The following is a 19,340-nucleotide window of genomic DNA, read 5'->3' as shown; positions in this document are numbered from 1 at the left end:
TAACTCAACACCTGTGAGTGTCCACACAGATTACTTGATAAATTGTTAAAGAGCGTGGTATCAATTTTTCAGACACCGCCGTTAGACGCTAGGTCATTGGCTTAGGGATGCGTATTTTACGCAATTCCCGTTTCGCGTCAAGTCATTTTTAAACTAATTTAAAAACTATTTTCAGCGTCACTTTACAGTGAACTGATTTGGCGTGTAACCCATGCTAGTGCGTGGTTTGCCGTGTCAGTGGATGCGCATTATAGGCAGATTCTGAAACACCGCAAGGGCTTTTTTAAAGAAAAACGATCGAACGAAGAACTTTTGCACAGATCGTTTTATTTTTGACTGTTATGAGTATTATTAAGGCGATTTTATTCTACTTTAATATAGTGCTACGGAGTTTTTATTGTGTTTTGAGCTCATTTTTTCATCAGACTATGGTGAAAGTGCCAATAATTCATTACCATAGCTATGCTTTTTAACAGATATTTATCATTTTTCATTTTTATTAGAGACAAACTTATGCAGAAGTCATTTGTTATTACCTTAATTACGGCGCTAATTGGCGCAGTCATCATTTATGCTCTTTCTACCAATGTTCAACTTGTTGTGTCTTTTATCGCAGGTGCAATGTTAGCTAGTCTTATTTTTACTTTCGCACCATCTTCATCTGCTGCAGGTTCAAATGAACCTTATGTTGGCCCAACGATGACACTTTATGTTGGTAACCTTCCATATCGTGTACACGAGGGTGAAGTTAAATCACTTTTCGGTGAATACGGACCAGTTAATTCAGTTCGCTTAGTACGTGATAGAAAGACTGGTCGTCGCAAAGGTTTCGGTTTCGTCGAAATGTCAGAAGCTGGCGCGAAAAAAGCGATGAACAAATTGAATGATTACAGTTTCCAAGAACGTACTTTAAAAGTACGAGAAGCTAAATCTCAAGAGTCTGATCCTGCAGATCAAAATAAAGATAGTTAGTTTGACCTTATTTAGTTGGCTACGGTAATCCGCTGTAATTGTGTAAAACCGTAGTCAGCTAATGTCATTTCCAGTCCTAAATCTATATCCTTCGTAAAACCTGCTTGCAAGTTTCCTTTCTTAGTAATGCATTGTTCTTCGTTCGCTTCGATAAATGACAGTACTCTTGCTGCTACCGCATCACCAGAATCTAATAACATCACTTTTTGTTGGAGCACTTGATCGATTTCTTGCTGCAATAAAGGAAAGTGAGTACAACCCAATACCAGCGTATCTATATCTGTTGCCTTTATAGGTGCCAAGATTTTTTCTATTTGATTTATGTCGACAGTTTTTCTTTGTGCTTTCGACTCTGCTATTAACACCAAATCAGACGTTCCAACTAAAGTCACTTTGCAATCGCTAGCAAAGGAATCAATTAAATCTTGAGTATATTGTCTTGTCACTGTACCTGGCGTTGCAAGCAAACCAATATGTCGTGTTATTGAAATTAACGCTGCTGGCTTTATGGCTGGTACCACTCCAACAACCGGTATATCCAACTGCTTTCTTAATTCTGGCAGCACTAAGGTGCTTGCACTGTTACAGGCAACCACTACGATTGATGCCCTAATTGCTTTGACCTGTCTTACAATCAGCTCGACACAGCCATGAATCAATTCTTGCTCATTAAGATCGCCATAAGGAAGACGGGCATTATCAAATAAGTAATAAATGTCATGTTGTGGTAGTTGACTATGTATGTGGTCAAACACTGATAAACCACCTATGCCTGAATCAAAAACGAGTATGGGACCGACCAAGATAATCTCCGTTTGAGTGGTTATTAATAAGAATTCGATTATATTTTGACTTAATCTTCGAAGAACACGCCAATCCGCTGGACATCAGCGGTGTGTAGTATAATATTTGCGCCCTTAATTTACAGCCTATGGTGGAACAAAATGAATTTAGCTGCAATGGATCCTAAAAACTATGATGCGCAACTCGAAGAAAAGCGTATCAAGCTTGAACAGACCTTTGCCGAGTTTACTCCGCCTAGTTTAGAAGTTTTCGCTTCGGAACCTGCAAATTACCGCATGCGTGCAGAATTTCGAGTGTGGCATGATGGCGACGACTTATACTATTACATGTTTGATAAAGCATTGAATGAAAAAGTACGTTGTGAGCAATATCTTCCTGCTGGAAAGCTCATTAATGAGGTAATGACAGCATTAATGGAAGAGCTACGTCCCAATCATGATTTACGCTTTAAACTTTTCCAAGTCGATTTTTTATCAACCCTAAGTGGTGAAATATTGGTTTCGTTGCTTTATCACCGTCAACTTAACGATGAATGGCGTGCTCAAGCAGAGCAAATGAAACAACGTTTATCCGCCAAGTTTAACGTTAACTTTATTGGCCGCGCACGTAAGCAAAAAATTGATTTAGATAAAGACTTCGTCGTCGAAACGTTAACAGTCGATGGTAACGAGCTTAAATACAAGCAAATTGAAAATAGCTTTACCCAACCAAATGCTAAAGTTTCTGTGAAAATGTTGGAATGGGCGATTTCAGCAACAAAAGACAGTACGGGTGATTTATTAGAGCTTTACTGTGGTAATGGTAATTTCACCATTGCTCTTGCGCCTAATTTTGATCGCGTACTTGCCACCGAATTGGCTAAACCCTCTGTCGATGCCGCTCAGTACAACATCGCCATTAATAACATCGAGAATTTACAAATCATTCGTATGTCAGCAGAAGATTTTAGTGACGCGATGGCGAAGAAACGTACTTACCGACGTTTAGAAGGTATCGATTTAGACAGCTATGATTGCAATACTATTTTTGTAGACCCTCCACGTGCGGGTATTGATGACGATACACTGTCGTTAATGCAAAACTACGATCGCATCTTATACATTTCTTGTAATCCAGAAACCTTGAAAGAAAATTTAGCGACGTTAAGTCGTACCCACGAGATCACTCGTTTCGCTTTATTTGATCAGTTCCCATATACCCATCATATGGAATCGGGTGTTTTATTAGAACGTAAAATAAATGCCTAAATACCTGCTTAATCGGATATAAAAATCAAAAAAGGCGTTGTGATATCACAACGCCGCCTTTTTGTATCTCAACTAATGAAATAGAACCTTACTTAGTTTCGACTTTATGTTGCAAGGCTTCAGCACCTTTAGCAACCATACGCAGTTGAAGTACCAGATGATCTGCTAATACTTTTCTATCTGCACGTTTCATATCTAAAGCCGATGCGCCAGCGTTAAACACTAACGTCACCAAAGCCTCAGCCTGAACTCTGGCTAACATTGGCGTTCGCCCTGCTGTGGCTTCAGTATAATGAGATAGTTCAGAGATAAAATGTTCTATTTCTCTTGCCACTGCTGCACGAAATGCAGCTGAAGTACCAGAACGTTCGTGCAAAAGAATACGAAACACGTTTGGATTTGACTCTAGCACTTCCACAAATGTGTCGACAGAAATACGAATAACACTGCCACCAGCTTCAGCACGTTGTCTTCCCTTGCGCATCATTTGTCTTAAGGTTAATCCACCTTCGTCAACCATTGTCAGACCTAACTCATTCATGTCTTTAAAATGGCGATAAAAAGAGGTTGGTGCAATCCCTGCTTCCCTTGCAACTTCGCGTAAACTTAAACTTGAAAAGCTACGCTCAGCACTGAGTTGATTAAAAGCGGCATCTACCAATGCACGACGGGTTTTTTCTTTCTGTAATGCTCTTACACCCATGTATAGAATCCATTTAGTAAATGTTAATGCACAGATAATACCGTTTTTATCAGAGAAACACAGCCCTTCAAAGCTTGACCACAGAATAAGGGTAAGTTAAATTGGCGTACAACTGTACGCCCAATAAGTTTTTTGGAACATCTTAATGAAAAAACCACCGATTATTTGGTTAAATACATCTCTTTTCGCACTCACCTTACTGGGTGCAATCACGCTAGTTCCTTGGCGTGGTATGACTCATGGCTTTGAAGCGATTGAATGGGTTGCCTTTGTTGTCCTCGCTTTTGCTAGCGGTCTATCCATTACTGCGGGTTATCATAGATTATGGTCGCATAAAGCTTATAAAGCACATCCAGTGATGCGTTTTCTATTTGCTTTAGGCGGTGCTCTAGCACTGCAAAATAGTGCATTACATTGGTCTTCTGATCACCGTATTCACCATAAGCATGTGGACAATAACGATAAAGATCCTTATTCCGCTAAAAAAGGCTTTTGGTATAGCCACATCGGTTGGATGCTAAGAGAATACCAAGCCAGTCGTTACCACGATTACAATAACGTGCGTGACTTGCAAAAAGATGCCATCGTTATGTGGCAGCATAAACATTACTTGTCATTAGTTGTATTGATGAATATTGGCTTACCTGCTTTTTTAGGTTGGCTAAACGGCGACATTATTTCGATGGTACTCATGGCAGGCTTACTTCGCCTTGTTGTCGTACATCACTGCACATTCTTTATTAACTCACTTGCCCACATCTGGGGAAGCCAGCCATATACAAATAAGAATACCGCGCGTGATAATGGCGTTATCGCATTATTAACTTATGGTGAGGGTTATCATAATTTCCACCATATTTTCGAAAATGATTACCGTAATGGGATTAAATGGTGGCATTACGACCCAACCAAATGGTTAATCAAATCGATGCATTGGGCTGGGTTAGCCACGGATTTACGTGTGGTACCACAAGAACGTATTGAAAGTGCAAAATTGCAGATGCAGTTACTCAGGGCACAAGACAAAGTGGCTCATTTACCAAACTGTGATGAGATCATTGCGAATTTTCAAGCTGAATACGATCTAATGAAGCAACACTTAATGGAATATTACCAAGCTAAAAAGAGTTTGATTGAGGCCAAAAGTAAACAGCTGAGCTATCAACAGCTCAACTTGCAAGTTGAAGAGTTAAAAGCACGCTTGTTAGCTCAAAAGAAAAATTGGAATAACATTACTGCTGCTTATTAACACTAAGCGATTGTCATTAATGTGAAACGGCTACCTTGCAAGGTAGCCGTTTGTGTTTATGATGGATAATCGATGTTCATAACAGGTTATTCATTTCATGGCAGAAACCGATATTAAACTCACCGAATACAGTCATGGCGCAGGTTGTGGTTGTAAGATTTCCCCTCAAGTACTTAGCACCATTCTAGCCAGTGATATTCCAGCTTTTACCGATCCCAATTTACTTGTAGGCAATCTGAGCCGTGATGATGCCGCCGTATATCAGCTAAACCAAGAAACTGGGATTATCAGTACCACTGATTTTTTCATGCCGATTGTTGATGACCCTTTTACCTTTGGTCGTATTGCAGCCACTAATGCCATCAGTGATATTTATGCCATGGGCGGCACACCTATTATGGCTATTGCTATACTGGGCTGGCCAGTGAATACCTTACCAGCTGAAGTTGCACAGAAAGTCATTGAAGGTGGAAGAAAAGCCTGCGCTGATGCTGGCATTATGCTTGCCGGCGGCCACAGTATTGATGCTCCTGAACCTATTTTTGGATTAGCTGTCACTGGGCAAATTCCACTGTCTAAACTTAAACGTAATGACCAAGCACAGGCTGGAGATAAACTGTATCTGACTAAGCCTATTGGCATCGGTATTCTCACCACTGCACAGAAGCAGAAAAAACTGACTGAAGCCGATAGTCAGATTGCCATCAATGCCATGTGTCAGCTCAATAAAGTTGGCCAGAGTATCGCTAATATTGACGGCGTTAATGCATTAACCGACGTCACAGGTTTTGGCTTAGCAGGTCATTTAATTGAAGTATGCCAAGGAGCAAACCTCTCAGCGACATTGTCTTTTGAACAGATTCCACTTTTAGACAAAGCTGAACACTACCTTGATCTAGGTTGCGTGCCTGGTGGCACTCAGCGCAATTTTGATAGTTACAAACAACACTTAGGCTCATTATCAGATAAACAAAAAGCCATTTTATGCGATCCACAAACCAGCGGCGGCTTACTTATATCGGTATCAACCTCTGCAGAGCAAGCGCTCATTAGCTGTCTTTTAGAGCAAGACATAGCGCCTATTTGCATTGGTGAGCTATCGCTTACTGCTCCAACTTCACCTTTGGTGAACATACTCTAATGGCAGTAAATATGATTGCCGACAGCGAATATCAACGCATCTTCATAAAAGATGTGCCATTACTTGATGTGCGTGCGCCTGTTGAGTTTATTAAAGGTGCATTTGGCCGTTCGACTAATATCGGGCTAATGACTGATGATGAACGTAAACAAGTAGGCACTTGGTATAAACTACATGGCCAAGATGCTGCGATAGCACTTGGACATAGTCTCGTTAATGGCAACACTAAACAGCAGCGCATAGAAGCATGGCAGCAATATATAGCTACTCACCCTAACGCTTACCTGTATTGTTTTCGGGGTGGACTTCGCTCGAAACTAAGTCAACAATGGATAAAAGAAGCCGGTATTGATATTCCGTATATTGAAGGCGGATATAAGGCCATGCGCCAATATTTGATTAAGACAATCGAACAGGCATCGACTGAACAACCTTTACTGATATTAAGTGGTATTACCGGCAGTGGTAAAACAGATTTATTGTTGCAACGTCATGAAGCAATAGACTTAGAAGGTCTAGCTAACCACCGTGGTTCAAGCTTTGGTAAAAATATTGACCCGCAGCCCACTCAAATTAACTTTGAGAACAATTTGGCGATAAAACTACTCAAGCAACAACACATAGCGAGTACTTTTACCTTGTTAGAAGATGAGAGCTACCTCATTGGGCGCTCAGCTATACCACAGGTATTTTATCAAGCTATGCAGCGTAGCCCTATCATAGTGTTGGAAGAGTCTTTTCAAAATCGCCTTAACCGATTACATAAAGCCTATGTCGCGGACAAATCAGCAGCATACATTAACCGTTTTGGCGCTGAAGCAGGTCAACATGCCTTTAGCGAATACTTACTGAATAGCATAAATAGTATTAAAAAGCGCTTAGGCGGACAACAGCATGCTGAGTTAACGACCTTGATTGAACAAGCCATCAACAGTCAATTTAATCGTAATGACTTATCAGCTCACTTTGATTGGATAACCAGCCTTCTGCGTCATTACTATGACCCAATGTATCAATATCAATTATCGAAGAAACAGCAAAGAGTAATTTTTAGTGGTGACCATCAAGCCATTCATGATTGGTTATCTTCTAAAGGTCATTCGAATATTTCCTTATCACGCTAATATTCTAGCTAACATACAAAGAAAAACGCCCTTATTCATAAGGGCGCTTTATTTTATCCAAGGTCATTACTTTATAAGATCATTACTTTCTAACGGCATTGGATTAACCGCAGCTCTAAGGGTCTAGGCCTTAGTTATATCATCCGACTTCAAGCTTGCATTAAACAGTTCACTCACGTTTTGGTGTAAACCATGTCGGCCTAACATAACGCCGTCAACAGCTTCGCCTATATTCACTTCCACTTTCGACCAGAAACGCTTCGGACGTGTTGTTAATGCGTGACCCCCTTTATGACTGAAGTAAGAGCCCCATAAGCCACTTAACGACATTGGGATTACTGTCACAGGGTCTTTTTCCAGTATTCGCTCAACCCCTGGTCTAAACTCAGCGATGTCTCCATCTACTGATAAACGTCCCTCAGGGAAGATGCACACTAACTCTTCGTTGTTCAAGGCATGATGAATTTGCTCAAATGCATTTTCATAGGTTGCTTTACATTGTTTAGGCGAACAAATTGGGATCACGCCAGCATGACGAAATAAGTACTTAAGTAATGGTATTTCGCTAATGGATTTATCCATTACAAAACGAATCGGTCGTGTAGAGGATCCCATAATAATTAACGCATCAACATAACTGACATGATTACACACAATAACCCCAGCCCCTTGCGCAGGAATATGTATCCGGCCATTCACCTTAACGCGATACATGAAGTGGCTCAGTAAATAGCTAATAAAGCGCTGAGCAAATTCAGGGACCTGTGAATACACGTATAGTGCAACGACAGTATTCATCGCGGCCAGCAGCAAGAATAAATCTGGAATGCTCCATTCTAGTACGCCAAGTAAGATAATCGACAAGATGGCTGCAACAACCATAAACAACGCATTAATTATGTTGTTTGCAGCAATAGCTTGTGCACATTCATCTTTTGCAGCGCGTGATTGAATAAAAGCGTATAGAGGGACAATGAACAAGCCACCGCTAAGGCCAACCATAAACAAATCAGCCATTACCCTATAGTGCTGCGAGTCACTAATGAAACTACTAAAACTATAAACAAAACTTAAATCTGCTGGAGCAGGCGGAATAGCAAAAATTAAATCCACACCAAATACGGTTAAACCCAATACACCGAAAGGTAAAACACCTAACTCAACATGACCGTAAGACACACGTTCACAAATCCACGAACCTACCGCGATACCAATAGAGAACAAGGCCAGTAGTAAAGACACGACTGTCGCATCTGCATGTAAGTGCAATTTGGCAAAATTAGGAAACTGGGTCAGGTAAGTCGCACCCAGAAACCAAAACCAACTGATGGCCAGAATAGCCATCCAAATACCTGGCGTTTTCCTGACTTTTGCAATGCTTTGCCATGTACCAGATAAAGGGGTAAATCTAATTTTATCGATTTTACCTTGTGGCGGTAGTGCTGGAATTGCGCGACTGCAAAGGTAGCCAATAACTGATAATGTCACAACAATCGTCGCTGCCCCGATTAAGCTATGGTCACTGGCAACAATTAAACCTGCTGATAATGTCCCGACTAAAATCGATATAAACGTGCCCATTTCTACCCAGGCATTTCCAGTTACTAACTCACTTTCTTTTAACGTCTGTGGCAACAAAGAATACTTAACAGGGCCAAAATAGGCTGACTGACTACCCATCATAAAGAGCAGTAATAACATCACTAAATAACTTTGAGTCAAAATGGCCGCAGCAGCGCAAGACATGATGATCAACTCAAGCAACTTGAGTCTGCGGATTAACATCGCTTTATCCATATTATCTGCCACCATCCCCGCATGAGCGGAAAACAAGAAAAATGGCAAAATGAAAACACCTGCAGCCAAATTAACAAACATATTGACGCTGATAGGTAGTTCACTCACTTGGCTATATGTCACCAGTAATAACAATACATTCTTATAGATATTGTCATTCAGTGCCCCTAAGCACTGCGTGACAAAATATGGAAGAAAGCGTTTAGTTAACAACATGAAAGATCCTTTTCTTGAGTCATACCTAATAAATATCCATGAACATGACTACTGAGCATCGCGGGTAATGCGGTTTGATCAGTAAATAATTTTCCATCTATTCCAAGGCATGTTAATCCATGGATCCCGCCCCATAACACACGACTCATCATTATAATCTCTACGTGATCTGCTTTTGGAAACAAGGCGGTTAGCTGCTCTGAAACTAAACTGAATAGCGTATCAATGGCTTGCTGATGATTTGATGACAGTGATACGCCTTCTGGCGCAGACAGTTCAAAGACCAGTTTAAAACAAACTCGGTGCTCGTTAGCAAACTGGTAATAGCGATGCGCCATGAGCTCAATTGAAGCTTGAGCTTGCTCGGTGGCGTGTATTGGCGAGTGATTATGATTTATTTCATCTGATGTCGATGAGGTTAAGTGCTCGAACAAATCAATCAATACCTGTTCAGATACCGATAATAATAACTGCTGATAGCTGCCAAAAATATTAATCAACGTACTTGGCGCATAACCAATATCGGTGGCGACTTTACGTAGGCTCAAACTTTCAAGCGAGGCAATGTGTAGATACTGCATCACTGATTTAATGGCCATATCATGGATTTCACCATGAGTATGTTCTTTCCTTCTTGCCATCAGGTAACTCCATTTACGCGGTTAGTGTTGCTAACCTAACAACAAACAAAATAAAAACAATGTTCATAATAAGTTTATTTTTAATCTTCTAATAAGTGTTATCGAAAAAATGACACAAAAAAGCCCTCAACAGAGGGCTTAGATGATGAAACGAGGCAACTGACTTTACACGATAATTAGGTGGTTAAAATATCATCCCACGCTAAACTCGGGCTACCTACAACAATAAAGTTAGGGTTTTCTAATGTTTCACGTTCATTGTAGGTCATTGGCTGAAGGTTAATATCCATTAATGCGCCGCCAGCTTCTTCCAAAATAATCTGTGCTGCACCAGTGTCCCATTCACCTGTAGGCCCAAGGCGGACATAACAATCAGCTCGCCCTTCAGCTACTAAGCAACTTTTTAATGCCGCTCCACCTAACACTACGAGTTCGCAACTGTTTGGATGACTTAATAACTTAAGCACTGACTGCGGATCTTGACGACGGCTAACTGCCAGTTTTAATCCTGATTCTTCAATACTATTAATTTGTCGACTGGTAATACGCACTTCATTTTTGCTATCACGCTTATAGGCACCTAAGCCTGCAATCGCGTAGTAACAGACTTTCGTCATTGGCACATAAACGACTCCCATTACAGGACGGTTATGTTCCACCAGTGCGATAATAACGGAAAAGTCACCACTACCAGCGATAAACTCACCGGTACCATCTAAAGGATCAACCAGCCAGTAACGCTGCCATTCAGCACGTTCAGAAAAAGCAATATCAGCAGCTTCTTCACTAAGAATAGGAATATCAGGTGTCAACGCTGCTAAACCAGCACAAATGATCTCATTTGCTGCTAAGTCTGCAGAAGTCACTGGGGTATTATCTGATTTTATTTCTCGATCAAAATCACCTTTGACATAAATGTCGCGAATTTTTTGACCTGCCTCGGTGGCAATAGTGATGACTTGTTCAATTACTTCTTCTGGCTTCATAACGACTCCAATCGCCAAATAATACGCTGAATACTGTCAAGTTAGACCAAATTAAGGCATTTTTGTAGTTAACTTAGGCTAATATTTTGTTTTTATTTTACTTTATAACGACTACTTTGCTAAAAACTGCTGTGCAAGAAATAGCGCACTGACACTTCTCGACTCAGAAAAATCTGCATCATCGAGTAAGTTTTTCCACTTCTCTAACGGAAAAGGAATCACTTCTATTGGTTCTGGTTCATCACCTTCAAGAGTACTTTCATATAAATCTTCAGCGATGAAAATCTGCATCTTACTCGCAAAGTAACCTGGGGCTAAACTCAGTTCTTTTAATAAAGTCAGCTTGTTACTGGCAAAACCGATTTCTTCTTGCAGTTCACGGTTCGCAGCTTCAATACCGGTTTCGCCTGGGTCGATTAAGCCTTTAGGAAAGCCGAGTTCATAATTATCAGTGCCTGCTGCATATTCTTTAGCTAACAACAACTTGCCTTCATGCACGGGAACAATCATCACCGCACCACGACTGCCGCCACTCATTCTTTCATATTGACGCTCAACACCATTGGAAAACTTAAGGTGGAGTTGTTCAATTTGAAACAAGCGACTTTTCGCTACAATCTCACGATGTAAGATTTCAGGCTTTTTATGTCGAGTTGTCATTAAGGCCTCATATATGACGAATTTACTTAGACAAGTTACAATCTTACTATCCTAGCTATATTCTACAACTGGAATTTTCATGTTTCCTTGGCATAAGATAGACACGGTTTTACTTGATATGGATGGCACTTTGCTCGATTTGCACTTCGATAACCATTTTTGGTTAACTTTAGTGCCACAGCAACTTAGCCAGCAAAGACAGATTTCTGTGGCGGAAGCACAGAAATTGGTTGAACAGTCATACCATAAAGTGGAAGGCACACTTGACTGGTATTGCATTGATTATTGGCAGCAACAACTTGGGCTTGATATTTTAACCCTGCACTATTCGCTGGTAGAACGTATTCAAATGCGCCAAGACAGCATGCCATTCTTACAAGCACTGCACAAAGCTGGCAAGCAGCGAATTTTAATGACCAATGCTCATCCTAAAAGCCTGGAATTGAAATTAGCACATACTGACTTAGCCCATGGATTAGATGCGACTTTTTCAAGCCACGAAACGGGTTACCCAAAAGAACACCCATTATTTTGGCAGCATGCAATTAAGCAGTTTAAGTTGAATCCAAGCCGCTGCTTATTTGTTGACGATAACGAACATATTCTTGAGGCTTCAAAAAAGGCGGGGATTGGTTTTCAATTAGGTATTTCAAACCCCGACAGCAAAAAACCTCACAAAGACTTTTTTGACTTCCCAGCAATTCATGATTATCAAATGTTGCATCAGGATTTATTAGGTTAACGCCGAGAATGACGATTGATGAGTGTGTCGCTCTATAAGCGATAAGATCAAAAAAGGCATGTTATTCAACATGCCTTTTTAATTGCTATTTTACAGCAGTGGATTACAACCCTGGAATCACACCATTATAATTAATTGGGTAATAACCTTGGCTATCCTGTTTACCCAAAAATGATAACGCTTGGGTTAGATCTTCAGGCTGTTCAGGTGTTGGTTTAATTTTAGCGCTGACCGAAAAACGGTTACTTTCACCCAATGTTGCAATACCTTCGATACCCATCTTGTTCATGCTATCGTCAGTATTTAATTGCACCATACCGTCAACACAGCTTAAACCCAACGCAATATCACCTAGCGGATATTTACCAAACTGGTTATTCACATCAATTCGATTTAAAAATAACTTACCTGATAACTGTTCACACCATGGTTCACCTTGCTCAAGACGTTCCACAATCAAGCTGACATCACCGGCGACTTTAGTTCTAAACGGTAGGCGAGCATTACCCAATAAAAATTGGTTAGGCGCTTCAAAGCGTAAATTATCAGCCGAAATCCCTGACAGAGACCAACTGATATCGCCTTGACCACTGACTGGTGTCGCACGACTACCAATTTGTAGATCAACATTGACGCTACCAATAAACAAAGCCCATGGGTTTAAATCCCAGTTCACTTGTTCGATTAGGCGTCGGTCAATAGACACAAGTTCAGCACTGCCCTGCCACAAGGTGCCAGATACTCCGCTCACTTTGATATTATTTGGCAGTGGCGCAATGCCTACAACCCAATTAGCTGGAATATACACCACCATGAAAATGAGGTAGATGAATACGCCAATTATAATTTTCTTAATCAAACTCACTACAATACCTGCTTACTTAGACAGCTGAATACGACGTACTTTGACAAAACCTGCAAGATCAGACTCAGATAAATCAACACTTTCAAGGGTTAAGCCTTTCTTCTCGACTAACTCATGTAAGTAATTCAACAAGCTGTCAAACGGAACATCATCCATCCACAATTGAATTTTATCGCCTTGTGGCTGCATCCGAGTAATCTCTAACTTATATTGACCCGCTAGCTGATTCACCACAGAACTTAAACTACCACTTGCAGTCGGTCTGGACCCCGATTGCTTCAGACCTGCGATTTTATTTGCAGTTTGTTTTACATAATTTAATGTTTGTAATTCTGATTGGTGGCGCATTTCAGCATTTTCAGCCGCTGAGGATATTGGGCTCCAAATCCCCCAATATAAAATACCAATAACAACAAACACACCACAGCAGGCAACTAACTGTTGCTCACGAAGCACTAAGCCTTTCCACCAGTTTTGCAAATTTTCCATCTTATTTGCCTCTCAATGTCAGGGTTGTATTCACTTCATCTTCACCGCTATTAATTGCGCCCATGTCTAAGTCGTAGCGCACTTCAACTAGCTCTTTAAACTTATCCACTTGATCATAGGTCTTAGCAGTGACCTGCATCCGCAGTTCATTGCGGTTGGCATCAAAACGCAATGAGTTTGGCTTTAAATCTGGTACTTGTTCAAATGAACCGCGTAAACCATCTAGCATTTCGAAGAAAGCAGCTCCACCGCCTTGCCCTTGCATGCTGCGAAGTTGTGAGTCCATTTGCGAGCGAATATTAACAATACGATTAACGTTCGGAATAACCCGTTTGAATATAGCTTCACTTTCTTGTCTGACTTCAGCGCTTCTGTTTTCCAATTGATGGATAGTCAGGCCTTTATTCACTAGAGAAAGCACAATTGCAATGAATGCAATAATCGCGACATTTTTCCAAAGCATTAAATGTTTGCTGTATTCGCGTTTAGGTACATACACCCCACTCAGTAAGTTAACTGGTGATTTTAAAATACCTTTCGCTAACACCATCATAGGTAAATCTAGTGGTTTAGACTCAACTTCAGCATCCATGAAAACTAAATCTTCACTGTAGGCTGCAATACTGATTGGCGCTTCATCTTGTTGCATTTCTGGCATCAGTTTTGGCAATGCAAAATCCAGCCATGTTTTCGGTAAGCTGACACCACTACCTTCGCCTGTGCGCAGTAATAATTCATCACCCATATCAAGTGCCGCCCAACGGCATTGCTCCAATGGCAATGCGAGACAGTCCGGCACAATACGTTTAACCTTAATGCCAGCATCCATTAACCATGACATCCAATCTTGCATTTGCTCATGGGCAACAGCAATCACATTAAGCTGTTCGCCGTCTCTTGGGCCGACAACAAAATGCATATCTTCAACATCAGAAGCAATTGTTTCTTCCAGCATAAAAGGTAATGCCTTTAATGCTTGGCGCTGATTTTTTTCTGGTAATTCAATTTGCGTCAATGTCATGCTAGAAGCTGGTACTAAAACATCAACCGGACGATTACCTGCACGCTCAGTTAAACTGGTTAAGCTGGCAGCATCACTTAACTCACCTGAGGCAATGATCTCTTGCTCTTGTTCTGACCATACTAGCCAAGAACAAGGGCTTTCTAATGTTTTTCCTAATCGGATAAAAAGCCGTTCAGACACTGTTATTCTCCACAAGCTGCAATACCAACAAGGTTAATTGCAGCGGGTTGTTACGCTTATTCATTATTGCTGCCCGCCATATTGACGTGTCAGCACTTCAAATTTATTTCCGCTTCGCTGAAGTACGCTATCCATTCTAAAGGTGGCGTTATCCACTTTCGCCCCAGCCTTTAGTAAAAAGAAATTACTATCGACAACAATACTCGATTTCATATTGCTTTCCGTTGCTAAGCTCGCAAGGGTATTATTTTCCCAAAACTCAGCAGCAGTTTCGAAACCATCAGCTGGCCTTTGATTAATTAGGCTTTCAGCATCACTTTGGCTAATTTTATTTTCTAGCATACCCACCAACAATGCCGCCTGCTCAACTTCAATAGTATTGACGTTCAGTAACTGTTGGTTATTACCTGGAACCGCACAGATATAAGGTAATAACGTCATATACACTTGTTGGTTGTATCCCATTACAGCTCTAAGTTCGCTGCGATGATTCATTAATGTATTCGCGGCGCGGTATGGCACATTTCGTGATTCATACTCAGCATCTTCTGCGCCATATGGCATTGAAACGGTATCGTCGTCGATATAATCAACTAATGTATGAGTCAGCCTTTCTGCGCCAAAGTCATCCATACCTAAGGCCACTAATAAGGATTTATACTGAGTCGCCGCTAAACTTAATTTAGGCTGTCCGTTTTCAACTTCTGTAGATGTCACCGACAATGCATTGATATTAAAACATGAACGCATATCCATGATTTCACCACCGATTTCACCGTAATCGGCAGGAAAAATCACATCGGCAAGTGCCCAGTATTGTTGGCGATGCACAGTACCATCGCTGTCTTCCATGTCTTGCTTTAAAATCTTTTTAGCTAACTCTTCAGCCGAAATAGCATACCAATAGGCTTGATCATATTGGGCCAAATTCAGGGTTCGTCGCATTGACAGTTGATTGCGACTCGTAATGTTTGTCGCAATAATCACTACCAATGCCACTATCAATAACACCACTAATAAAGCAACGCCACGTTGGTTACGAATGCCAGGTAATTGCTGCTTCATCATGTGCCATTACCTGTGCTACCCGTGCCACCTGAGCCATTACTGCCTGAACCACTGTTACCTGAACCATTACCAGTATTGGTACCATTATTGTTGTTGCCGTTGTTATTACCGTTACCATCGCTGCCGTCGTTACCAGAACCACTACTGTTACCGCCTTTAGGTAACAAGAAGCGTCTTTCGATAATACCTAAGCCTTCAATTTCAAGCGTCATCGTAATGCCCTGAGGTAAAGATGATGCATCAACTTTTCTTTCCCACTCAGTACCGGTAAAAAATGAGTACTCAATCGAAATCACATCTTCAATGATCAAGCTTTTAAGCGGCTCTGCACCGACTTCAGGCTCAGGATATGGATAATACCAACGCTCTAAACGACCATCTTGAACAATATACGCAACAGACTGCAAGCTGCCACGAGGTAACATGCCATCAGGATTCAGCCAGCCTAAGCGGAAAAACACTAAGGCTTCAGTTTCTGAGTCCAGCATGTTGTCGCCGGTTTGAAATACTGATGTGGTGCGTTCACCATCTAGACCGCGCTGTGTTCTAGCGACTATTTGGCCTAAATCTCGTTCAATAATCCCAAAACCTTGCTGTAAGGCTTTAAGTCGAACTGAAAATTCTTTGGTTGCTTCATCATTTTTCATTACTGTTGATAGCACGGCGTTTGCAGCCAAACCTATCATGGCAAAAATAGCAATTGAGATGAGCATTTCAAGCAAGGTAAAACCTACTTGACTGTGTTGTGGCTTAGCCTTCGTTGTGAACATAACTACTCACTTGGGCAACGGTGCGGTTAAACCTATCTTCATCACTGACTAAAACGCGAATCATTCTAAAATTATCGTCGGTGGTTTTAATCACTTCTTGACGCCAATACCAATCTTTTCCTGCCAGTTCAACTTGACCATTTTTAGTCCCGAGTTCAGGAAATTGTTGCAGCAGTCGAGCTTCAACCATCTGATTACTCGCCACCCATTGCGCCAAGGTACGTTCTTCCAATATGGGGAGATTAGCCATTTGGTCGCCAATACTTTTGGTAACAGCTACAGCGGCAATAGAAAACACCGCTAATGCCACGATGACTTCAAGTAAGGTCATGCCTTTACTGATCTTCATCGAAACTTCCTATTGCCAAGCGGCCCATAGCATCACCAACAACCAAGACTTCCACTTCTTTACCGTTTTCATCATCGGTTAAAAAGCTCAGCTCAAATGTCGACATTTCCCCACTTGGGAAAAGTAATATTTGTGGTTCAGGGTTTTTCTTTTTGTCTTCTTTCGATTCATCTATCAGTGGCTCATCGAACCAAGATTCATCTTCTTCATCATCTTGCACAAGCGGCAAACCATCGAGCAATAGACTCATGCTGACGTCTTGTTCCATCTGCTGCGGTGCAAGCTGTCTATCACCTGTTAACGGCTCCCACTGACCTTCTTTGTAGTAGACGAACTGATATTCATCTTCTTCAACGACGATACCTAGAAATTGGCCACTAAGGATCGTTTCTTCAATAACTAATTCGGTCGTGGCAATAAACTTTCTGGCCGTTTTTGTTAACGCCTGTTCAGGTCCTGCAGTACTGGTCGTCATGGTCACTGCTGCTGCGGTTAACCCCATCAGCAGCGCCACAAGTAACACTTCTAACAGTGTGAACCCAGCTTGGCGTTTAACGTTCATTATGCGTTATCAGCTTAAACTTCCATTACTGGAAGTTTTGTAGGTTCCAGTTACCGATGTCATCTTCAGTACCAACTTGTCCGTCAGGACCTGCACTGAAAATATCGATACGACCATTTTCGCCTGGGCTCAATAAGAAGTAATCATTGCGCCATGGATCCTGAGGCAAACGTTTTAGGTAACCATCTGGACGGTAGTTGCGTGGTTCAGGTGAAGATGTTGGCTTTTGCGCTAAAGCATCTAAACCTTGATCCGTCGTTGGATAAACACTGTTATCAAGACGATACATATCTAGGGCATTCTCTAATGCAACAATGTCAGATACTGCTTTTTGTAAATCAGCTTTATCTTTGTTACCCATAAGATTAGGTACAACCATTGAGGCTAAAATACCTAAGATCACGATAACGACCATGACTTCTAAAAGGGTAAAACCACGTTGTTTACGATTGACTTGCATTGACGACTTCCTCCAGTGCACACCACATTGGCGTGACAAAAATAATATCTAAAAACTTGCTGCGCTAGCCGCTAATCAAGTTATTCAATTCTAAAATAGGTTGTAAAATGGCCATCACAATGAATAACACTACCGAGGCCATACTCACAACCAACATAGGTTCAAATACACCTAAAGCAATGTTCACATTCGCTTCAAACTCACTGTCTTGGTTATCAGCAGCGCGCTCCAGCATTTGCTCTAACTGGCCACTTTTTTCACCCGACGCAATCATATAGAGCATCATTGGTGGAAAAAGTTTAGTATTTGTCAGCGCAGCACCTAAACTTGTACCTTCGCGTACTCTTGCTGTCGCATCATCAACAGCCGCGCGCACTTTCACATTGACTAATACTTCACTCGCAATTCGCATACCTTCAAGTAACGGCACTGAACTTGCCGACAAAATACTTAGAGTTCGTGCAAAACGCGCAGTGTTAATCCCTTTACTGACTTTACCGAGCACTGGCGCTTTTAACAGCCAAGTATCGAACACCATTCTAAAATTAGGTTTTTTCAGCATTTGTTTGAACAACACAAATATGGCAAACATCAGTCCCAAGACGACTAAACCATATGACTGCACAAAGTCTGATGCAATAATCAAAAATTGCGTAGTGCCCGGTAACTCTTGGCCCATGTGCTCAAACTGGCCAACAACTTTTGGAACTACAGCCGCTAATAAAACAGCAATAACGCCGATAGCAACAACGGTCAGTACAATCGGGTAAATCATCGCCTGAGTAAGCTTAGACTTAAGCTGTTGACGACGTTCGGTGTAATCAGCAAGACGATTCAATACCACTTCTAAATGACCAGACTTTTCGCCTGACGCCACCATTGCACGGTATAGATCATCAAAAACATGGGGATATTCTGCGAGTGAATCAGCTAAGCTATAACCTTCAACAACCCGTGAACGTACAGCCATCACTAAGCTAGCAAGTCTGTCTTTTTCACACTGCTGCCCAACCGCTTTAAGCGATTCTTCAATCGGCAAACCCGCAGCAACTAGGGTCGCAATTTGACGGGTAATCAGGGCAAGTTCTGCCACCGAGATACCACGTTGGAATAATTTCAGACCACCCGTTTTCGCTTTCGCTTCTTTTTCGGCAACAGGTTGTAACTCAAGTGGCATTAAGCGTTGTTCACGCAGCTGACTACGCGCGTGACGCGCTGTATCTGCTTCAATCACACCTTTTTGCTGTTTGCCATTGCTATCAAGGGCTTTATATTCAAACGCTGCCATTGA

At 41.4% G+C, this 19,340-nt stretch carries 21 protein-coding genes; 6 read left to right on the top strand and 15 right to left on the bottom strand.

Annotation, left to right across the window (positions count from 1 at the left end; all coding sequences use genetic code 11):
• Nucleotides 1–513 precede the first annotated feature (513 nt).
• The gene (locus LMH66_RS11880) at nucleotides 514–972 is read left to right on the top strand and encodes an RNA-binding protein (RefSeq protein ID WP_102527642.1); all 459 of its coding nucleotides are present in this window, start codon (nucleotides 514–516) and stop codon (nucleotides 970–972) included.
• 11 nt (nucleotides 973–983) lie between these two features.
• Here the strand turns inward: LMH66_RS11880 and murI are convergent, their stop codons facing one another.
• Nucleotides 984–1,775 carry a glutamate racemase gene (gene murI, locus LMH66_RS11875; RefSeq protein WP_229370265.1) on the bottom strand — a complete coding sequence of 264 codons (792 nt, stop codon included), beginning with the start codon at nucleotides 1,773–1,775 and terminating at the stop codon, nucleotides 984–986.
• A 141-nt stretch (nucleotides 1,776–1,916) separates the two neighbouring features.
• Between murI and trmA the strand changes: the two genes are divergently transcribed.
• Complete coding sequence (trmA, locus tag LMH66_RS11870) at nucleotides 1,917–3,023, top strand: tRNA (uridine(54)-C5)-methyltransferase TrmA (RefSeq protein WP_229370261.1); 1,107 nt, start codon at nucleotides 1,917–1,919, stop codon at nucleotides 3,021–3,023.
• 88 nt (nucleotides 3,024–3,111) lie between these two features.
• Here trmA and fabR read toward each other — a convergent pair whose 3' ends face one another.
• The gene (fabR, locus tag LMH66_RS11865) at nucleotides 3,112–3,726 is read right to left on the bottom strand and encodes an HTH-type transcriptional repressor FabR (protein WP_102527639.1); all 615 of its coding nucleotides are present in this window, start codon (nucleotides 3,724–3,726) and stop codon (nucleotides 3,112–3,114) included.
• A gap of 145 nt (nucleotides 3,727–3,871) precedes the next feature.
• On the opposite strand from fabR, the gene LMH66_RS11860 reads away from it, so the two are divergent.
• From LMH66_RS11860 to mnmH, 3 genes are all read left to right on the top strand, one after another.
• Nucleotides 3,872–4,975 (top strand): acyl-CoA desaturase, encoded by a 1,104-nt coding sequence (locus tag LMH66_RS11860; RefSeq protein WP_229370259.1) that lies wholly within the window; start codon nucleotides 3,872–3,874, stop codon nucleotides 4,973–4,975.
• A gap of 97 nt (nucleotides 4,976–5,072) precedes the next feature.
• The gene (selD, locus tag LMH66_RS11855) at nucleotides 5,073–6,116 is read left to right on the top strand and encodes a selenide, water dikinase SelD (protein WP_229370257.1); all 1,044 of its coding nucleotides are present in this window, start codon (nucleotides 5,073–5,075) and stop codon (nucleotides 6,114–6,116) included.
• Nucleotides 6,116–7,240, top strand: a complete 1,125-nt coding sequence (gene mnmH, locus LMH66_RS11850) for a tRNA 2-selenouridine(34) synthase MnmH (protein WP_229370255.1) — start codon at nucleotides 6,116–6,118, stop codon at nucleotides 7,238–7,240. Before selD ends, mnmH begins: the two co-directional genes overlap by 1 nt.
• A gap of 123 nt (nucleotides 7,241–7,363) precedes the next feature.
• Here the strand turns inward: mnmH and LMH66_RS11845 are convergent, their stop codons facing one another.
• The 4 genes from LMH66_RS11845 to nudE all read right to left on the bottom strand — a co-directional run bounded on the left by LMH66_RS11845 (nucleotide 7,364) and on the right by nudE (nucleotide 11,540).
• A complete protein-coding gene (locus tag LMH66_RS11845; protein ID WP_229370252.1) occupies nucleotides 7,364–9,253 on the bottom strand; it encodes an MFS transporter in 1,890 nt (629 codons plus the stop codon).
• The gene (locus LMH66_RS11840; RefSeq protein ID WP_229370250.1) at nucleotides 9,244–9,894 is read right to left on the bottom strand and encodes a TetR/AcrR family transcriptional regulator; all 651 of its coding nucleotides are present in this window, start codon (nucleotides 9,892–9,894) and stop codon (nucleotides 9,244–9,246) included. Before LMH66_RS11840 ends, LMH66_RS11845 begins: the two co-directional genes overlap by 10 nt.
• 176 nt (nucleotides 9,895–10,070) lie before the next feature.
• The gene (gene cysQ / locus LMH66_RS11835; protein WP_102527633.1) at nucleotides 10,071–10,880 is read right to left on the bottom strand and encodes a 3'(2'),5'-bisphosphate nucleotidase CysQ; all 810 of its coding nucleotides are present in this window, start codon (nucleotides 10,878–10,880) and stop codon (nucleotides 10,071–10,073) included.
• A 111-nt stretch (nucleotides 10,881–10,991) separates the two neighbouring features.
• Nucleotides 10,992–11,540 (bottom strand): ADP compounds hydrolase NudE, encoded by a 549-nt coding sequence (gene nudE, locus LMH66_RS11830; RefSeq protein WP_102527632.1) that lies wholly within the window; start codon nucleotides 11,538–11,540, stop codon nucleotides 10,992–10,994.
• A gap of 79 nt (nucleotides 11,541–11,619) precedes the next feature.
• On the opposite strand from nudE, the gene yrfG reads away from it, so the two are divergent.
• On the top strand, nucleotides 11,620–12,282 hold the full coding sequence (yrfG, locus tag LMH66_RS11825) for a GMP/IMP nucleotidase (RefSeq protein ID WP_102527631.1): 663 nt from the start codon (nucleotides 11,620–11,622) through the stop codon (nucleotides 12,280–12,282).
• Between the two features lie 103 nt (nucleotides 12,283–12,385).
• Here yrfG and LMH66_RS11820 read toward each other — a convergent pair whose 3' ends face one another.
• From LMH66_RS11820 to gspF, 9 genes are all read right to left on the bottom strand, one after another.
• Nucleotides 12,386–13,147, bottom strand: coding sequence for a type II secretion system protein N (locus tag LMH66_RS11820; protein ID WP_102527630.1), 762 nt, complete (start codon nucleotides 13,145–13,147; stop codon nucleotides 12,386–12,388).
• Between the two features lie 12 nt (nucleotides 13,148–13,159).
• The gene (locus LMH66_RS11815) at nucleotides 13,160–13,636 is read right to left on the bottom strand and encodes a type II secretion system protein M (RefSeq protein WP_229370248.1); all 477 of its coding nucleotides are present in this window, start codon (nucleotides 13,634–13,636) and stop codon (nucleotides 13,160–13,162) included.
• Between the two features lies 1 nt (nucleotide 13,637).
• Nucleotides 13,638–14,840 carry a type II secretion system protein GspL gene (gene gspL, locus LMH66_RS11810; protein WP_229370246.1) on the bottom strand — a complete coding sequence of 401 codons (1,203 nt, stop codon included), beginning with the start codon at nucleotides 14,838–14,840 and terminating at the stop codon, nucleotides 13,638–13,640.
• Between the two features lie 63 nt (nucleotides 14,841–14,903).
• Nucleotides 14,904–15,905 carry a type II secretion system minor pseudopilin GspK gene (gspK, locus tag LMH66_RS11805; protein ID WP_229370282.1) on the bottom strand — a complete coding sequence of 334 codons (1,002 nt, stop codon included), beginning with the start codon at nucleotides 15,903–15,905 and terminating at the stop codon, nucleotides 14,904–14,906.
• Nucleotides 15,905–16,678 (bottom strand): type II secretion system minor pseudopilin GspJ, encoded by a 774-nt coding sequence (gspJ, locus tag LMH66_RS11800; RefSeq protein WP_229370244.1) that lies wholly within the window; start codon nucleotides 16,676–16,678, stop codon nucleotides 15,905–15,907. Before gspJ ends, gspK begins: the two co-directional genes overlap by 1 nt.
• Entirely contained in the window at nucleotides 16,659–17,027 is a 369-nt protein-coding gene (gspI, locus tag LMH66_RS11795; RefSeq protein WP_102527626.1) for a type II secretion system minor pseudopilin GspI, read from the bottom strand. The genes gspJ and gspI overlap by 20 nt, the downstream gene beginning before the upstream one ends.
• Entirely contained in the window at nucleotides 17,014–17,589 is a 576-nt protein-coding gene (gene gspH / locus LMH66_RS11790; RefSeq protein WP_102527625.1) for a type II secretion system minor pseudopilin GspH, read from the bottom strand. Before gspH ends, gspI begins: the two co-directional genes overlap by 14 nt.
• Before the next feature lie 25 nt (nucleotides 17,590–17,614).
• Nucleotides 17,615–18,049, bottom strand: a complete 435-nt coding sequence (gene gspG, locus LMH66_RS11785; protein WP_229370242.1) for a type II secretion system major pseudopilin GspG — start codon at nucleotides 18,047–18,049, stop codon at nucleotides 17,615–17,617.
• Nucleotides 18,050–18,113: 64 nt separating this feature from the next.
• Entirely contained in the window at nucleotides 18,114–19,337 is a 1,224-nt protein-coding gene (gene gspF, locus LMH66_RS11780; RefSeq protein WP_229370240.1) for a type II secretion system inner membrane protein GspF, read from the bottom strand.
• Nucleotides 19,338–19,340: the final 3 nt, after the last annotated feature.

The organism is Shewanella sp. 10N.7, from assembly GCF_020806285.1.
Lineage (GTDB): Bacteria > Pseudomonadota > Gammaproteobacteria > Enterobacterales > Shewanellaceae > Shewanella > Shewanella electrodiphila.
Note: the sequence above shows the minus strand (reverse complement) of the source record. Positions and strands in the feature narration are given on the sequence as shown.

Excerpts from the sequence above, each read along its gene's own strand:
- LMH66_RS11880 (WP_102527642.1), top strand. The coding sequence starts at position 514 with ATGCAGAAGTCATTTGTTATTACCTTAATTACGGCGCTAATTGGCGCA.
- trmA (WP_229370261.1), top strand. The coding sequence starts at position 1,917 with ATGAATTTAGCTGCAATGGATCCTAAAAACTATGATGCGCAACTCGAA.
- fabR (WP_102527639.1), bottom strand. The coding sequence starts at position 3,726 with ATGGGTGTAAGAGCATTACAGAAAGAAAAAACCCGTCGTGCATTGGTA.
- LMH66_RS11860 (WP_229370259.1), top strand. The coding sequence starts at position 3,872 with ATGAAAAAACCACCGATTATTTGGTTAAATACATCTCTTTTCGCACTC.
- selD (WP_229370257.1), top strand. The coding sequence starts at position 5,073 with ATGGCAGAAACCGATATTAAACTCACCGAATACAGTCATGGCGCAGGT.
- mnmH (WP_229370255.1), top strand. The coding sequence starts at position 6,116 with ATGGCAGTAAATATGATTGCCGACAGCGAATATCAACGCATCTTCATA.
- LMH66_RS11845 (WP_229370252.1), bottom strand. The coding sequence starts at position 9,253 with ATGTTGTTAACTAAACGCTTTCTTCCATATTTTGTCACGCAGTGCTTA.
- LMH66_RS11840 (WP_229370250.1), bottom strand. The coding sequence starts at position 9,894 with ATGGCAAGAAGGAAAGAACATACTCATGGTGAAATCCATGATATGGCC.
- cysQ (WP_102527633.1), bottom strand. The coding sequence starts at position 10,880 with ATGAAGCCAGAAGAAGTAATTGAACAAGTCATCACTATTGCCACCGAG.
- nudE (WP_102527632.1), bottom strand. The coding sequence starts at position 11,540 with ATGACAACTCGACATAAAAAGCCTGAAATCTTACATCGTGAGATTGTA.
- yrfG (WP_102527631.1), top strand. The coding sequence starts at position 11,620 with ATGTTTCCTTGGCATAAGATAGACACGGTTTTACTTGATATGGATGGC.
- LMH66_RS11815 (WP_229370248.1), bottom strand. The coding sequence starts at position 13,636 with ATGGAAAATTTGCAAAACTGGTGGAAAGGCTTAGTGCTTCGTGAGCAA.
- gspK (WP_229370282.1), bottom strand. The coding sequence starts at position 15,905 with ATGAAGCAGCAATTACCTGGCATTCGTAACCAACGTGGCGTTGCTTTA.
- gspJ (WP_229370244.1), bottom strand. The coding sequence starts at position 16,678 with ATGTTCACAACGAAGGCTAAGCCACAACACAGTCAAGTAGGTTTTACC.
- gspI (WP_102527626.1), bottom strand. The coding sequence starts at position 17,027 with ATGAAGATCAGTAAAGGCATGACCTTACTTGAAGTCATCGTGGCATTA.
- gspH (WP_102527625.1), bottom strand. The coding sequence starts at position 17,589 with ATGAACGTTAAACGCCAAGCTGGGTTCACACTGTTAGAAGTGTTACTT.
- gspG (WP_229370242.1), bottom strand. The coding sequence starts at position 18,049 with ATGCAAGTCAATCGTAAACAACGTGGTTTTACCCTTTTAGAAGTCATG.
- gspF (WP_229370240.1), bottom strand. The coding sequence starts at position 19,337 with ATGGCAGCGTTTGAATATAAAGCCCTTGATAGCAATGGCAAACAGCAA.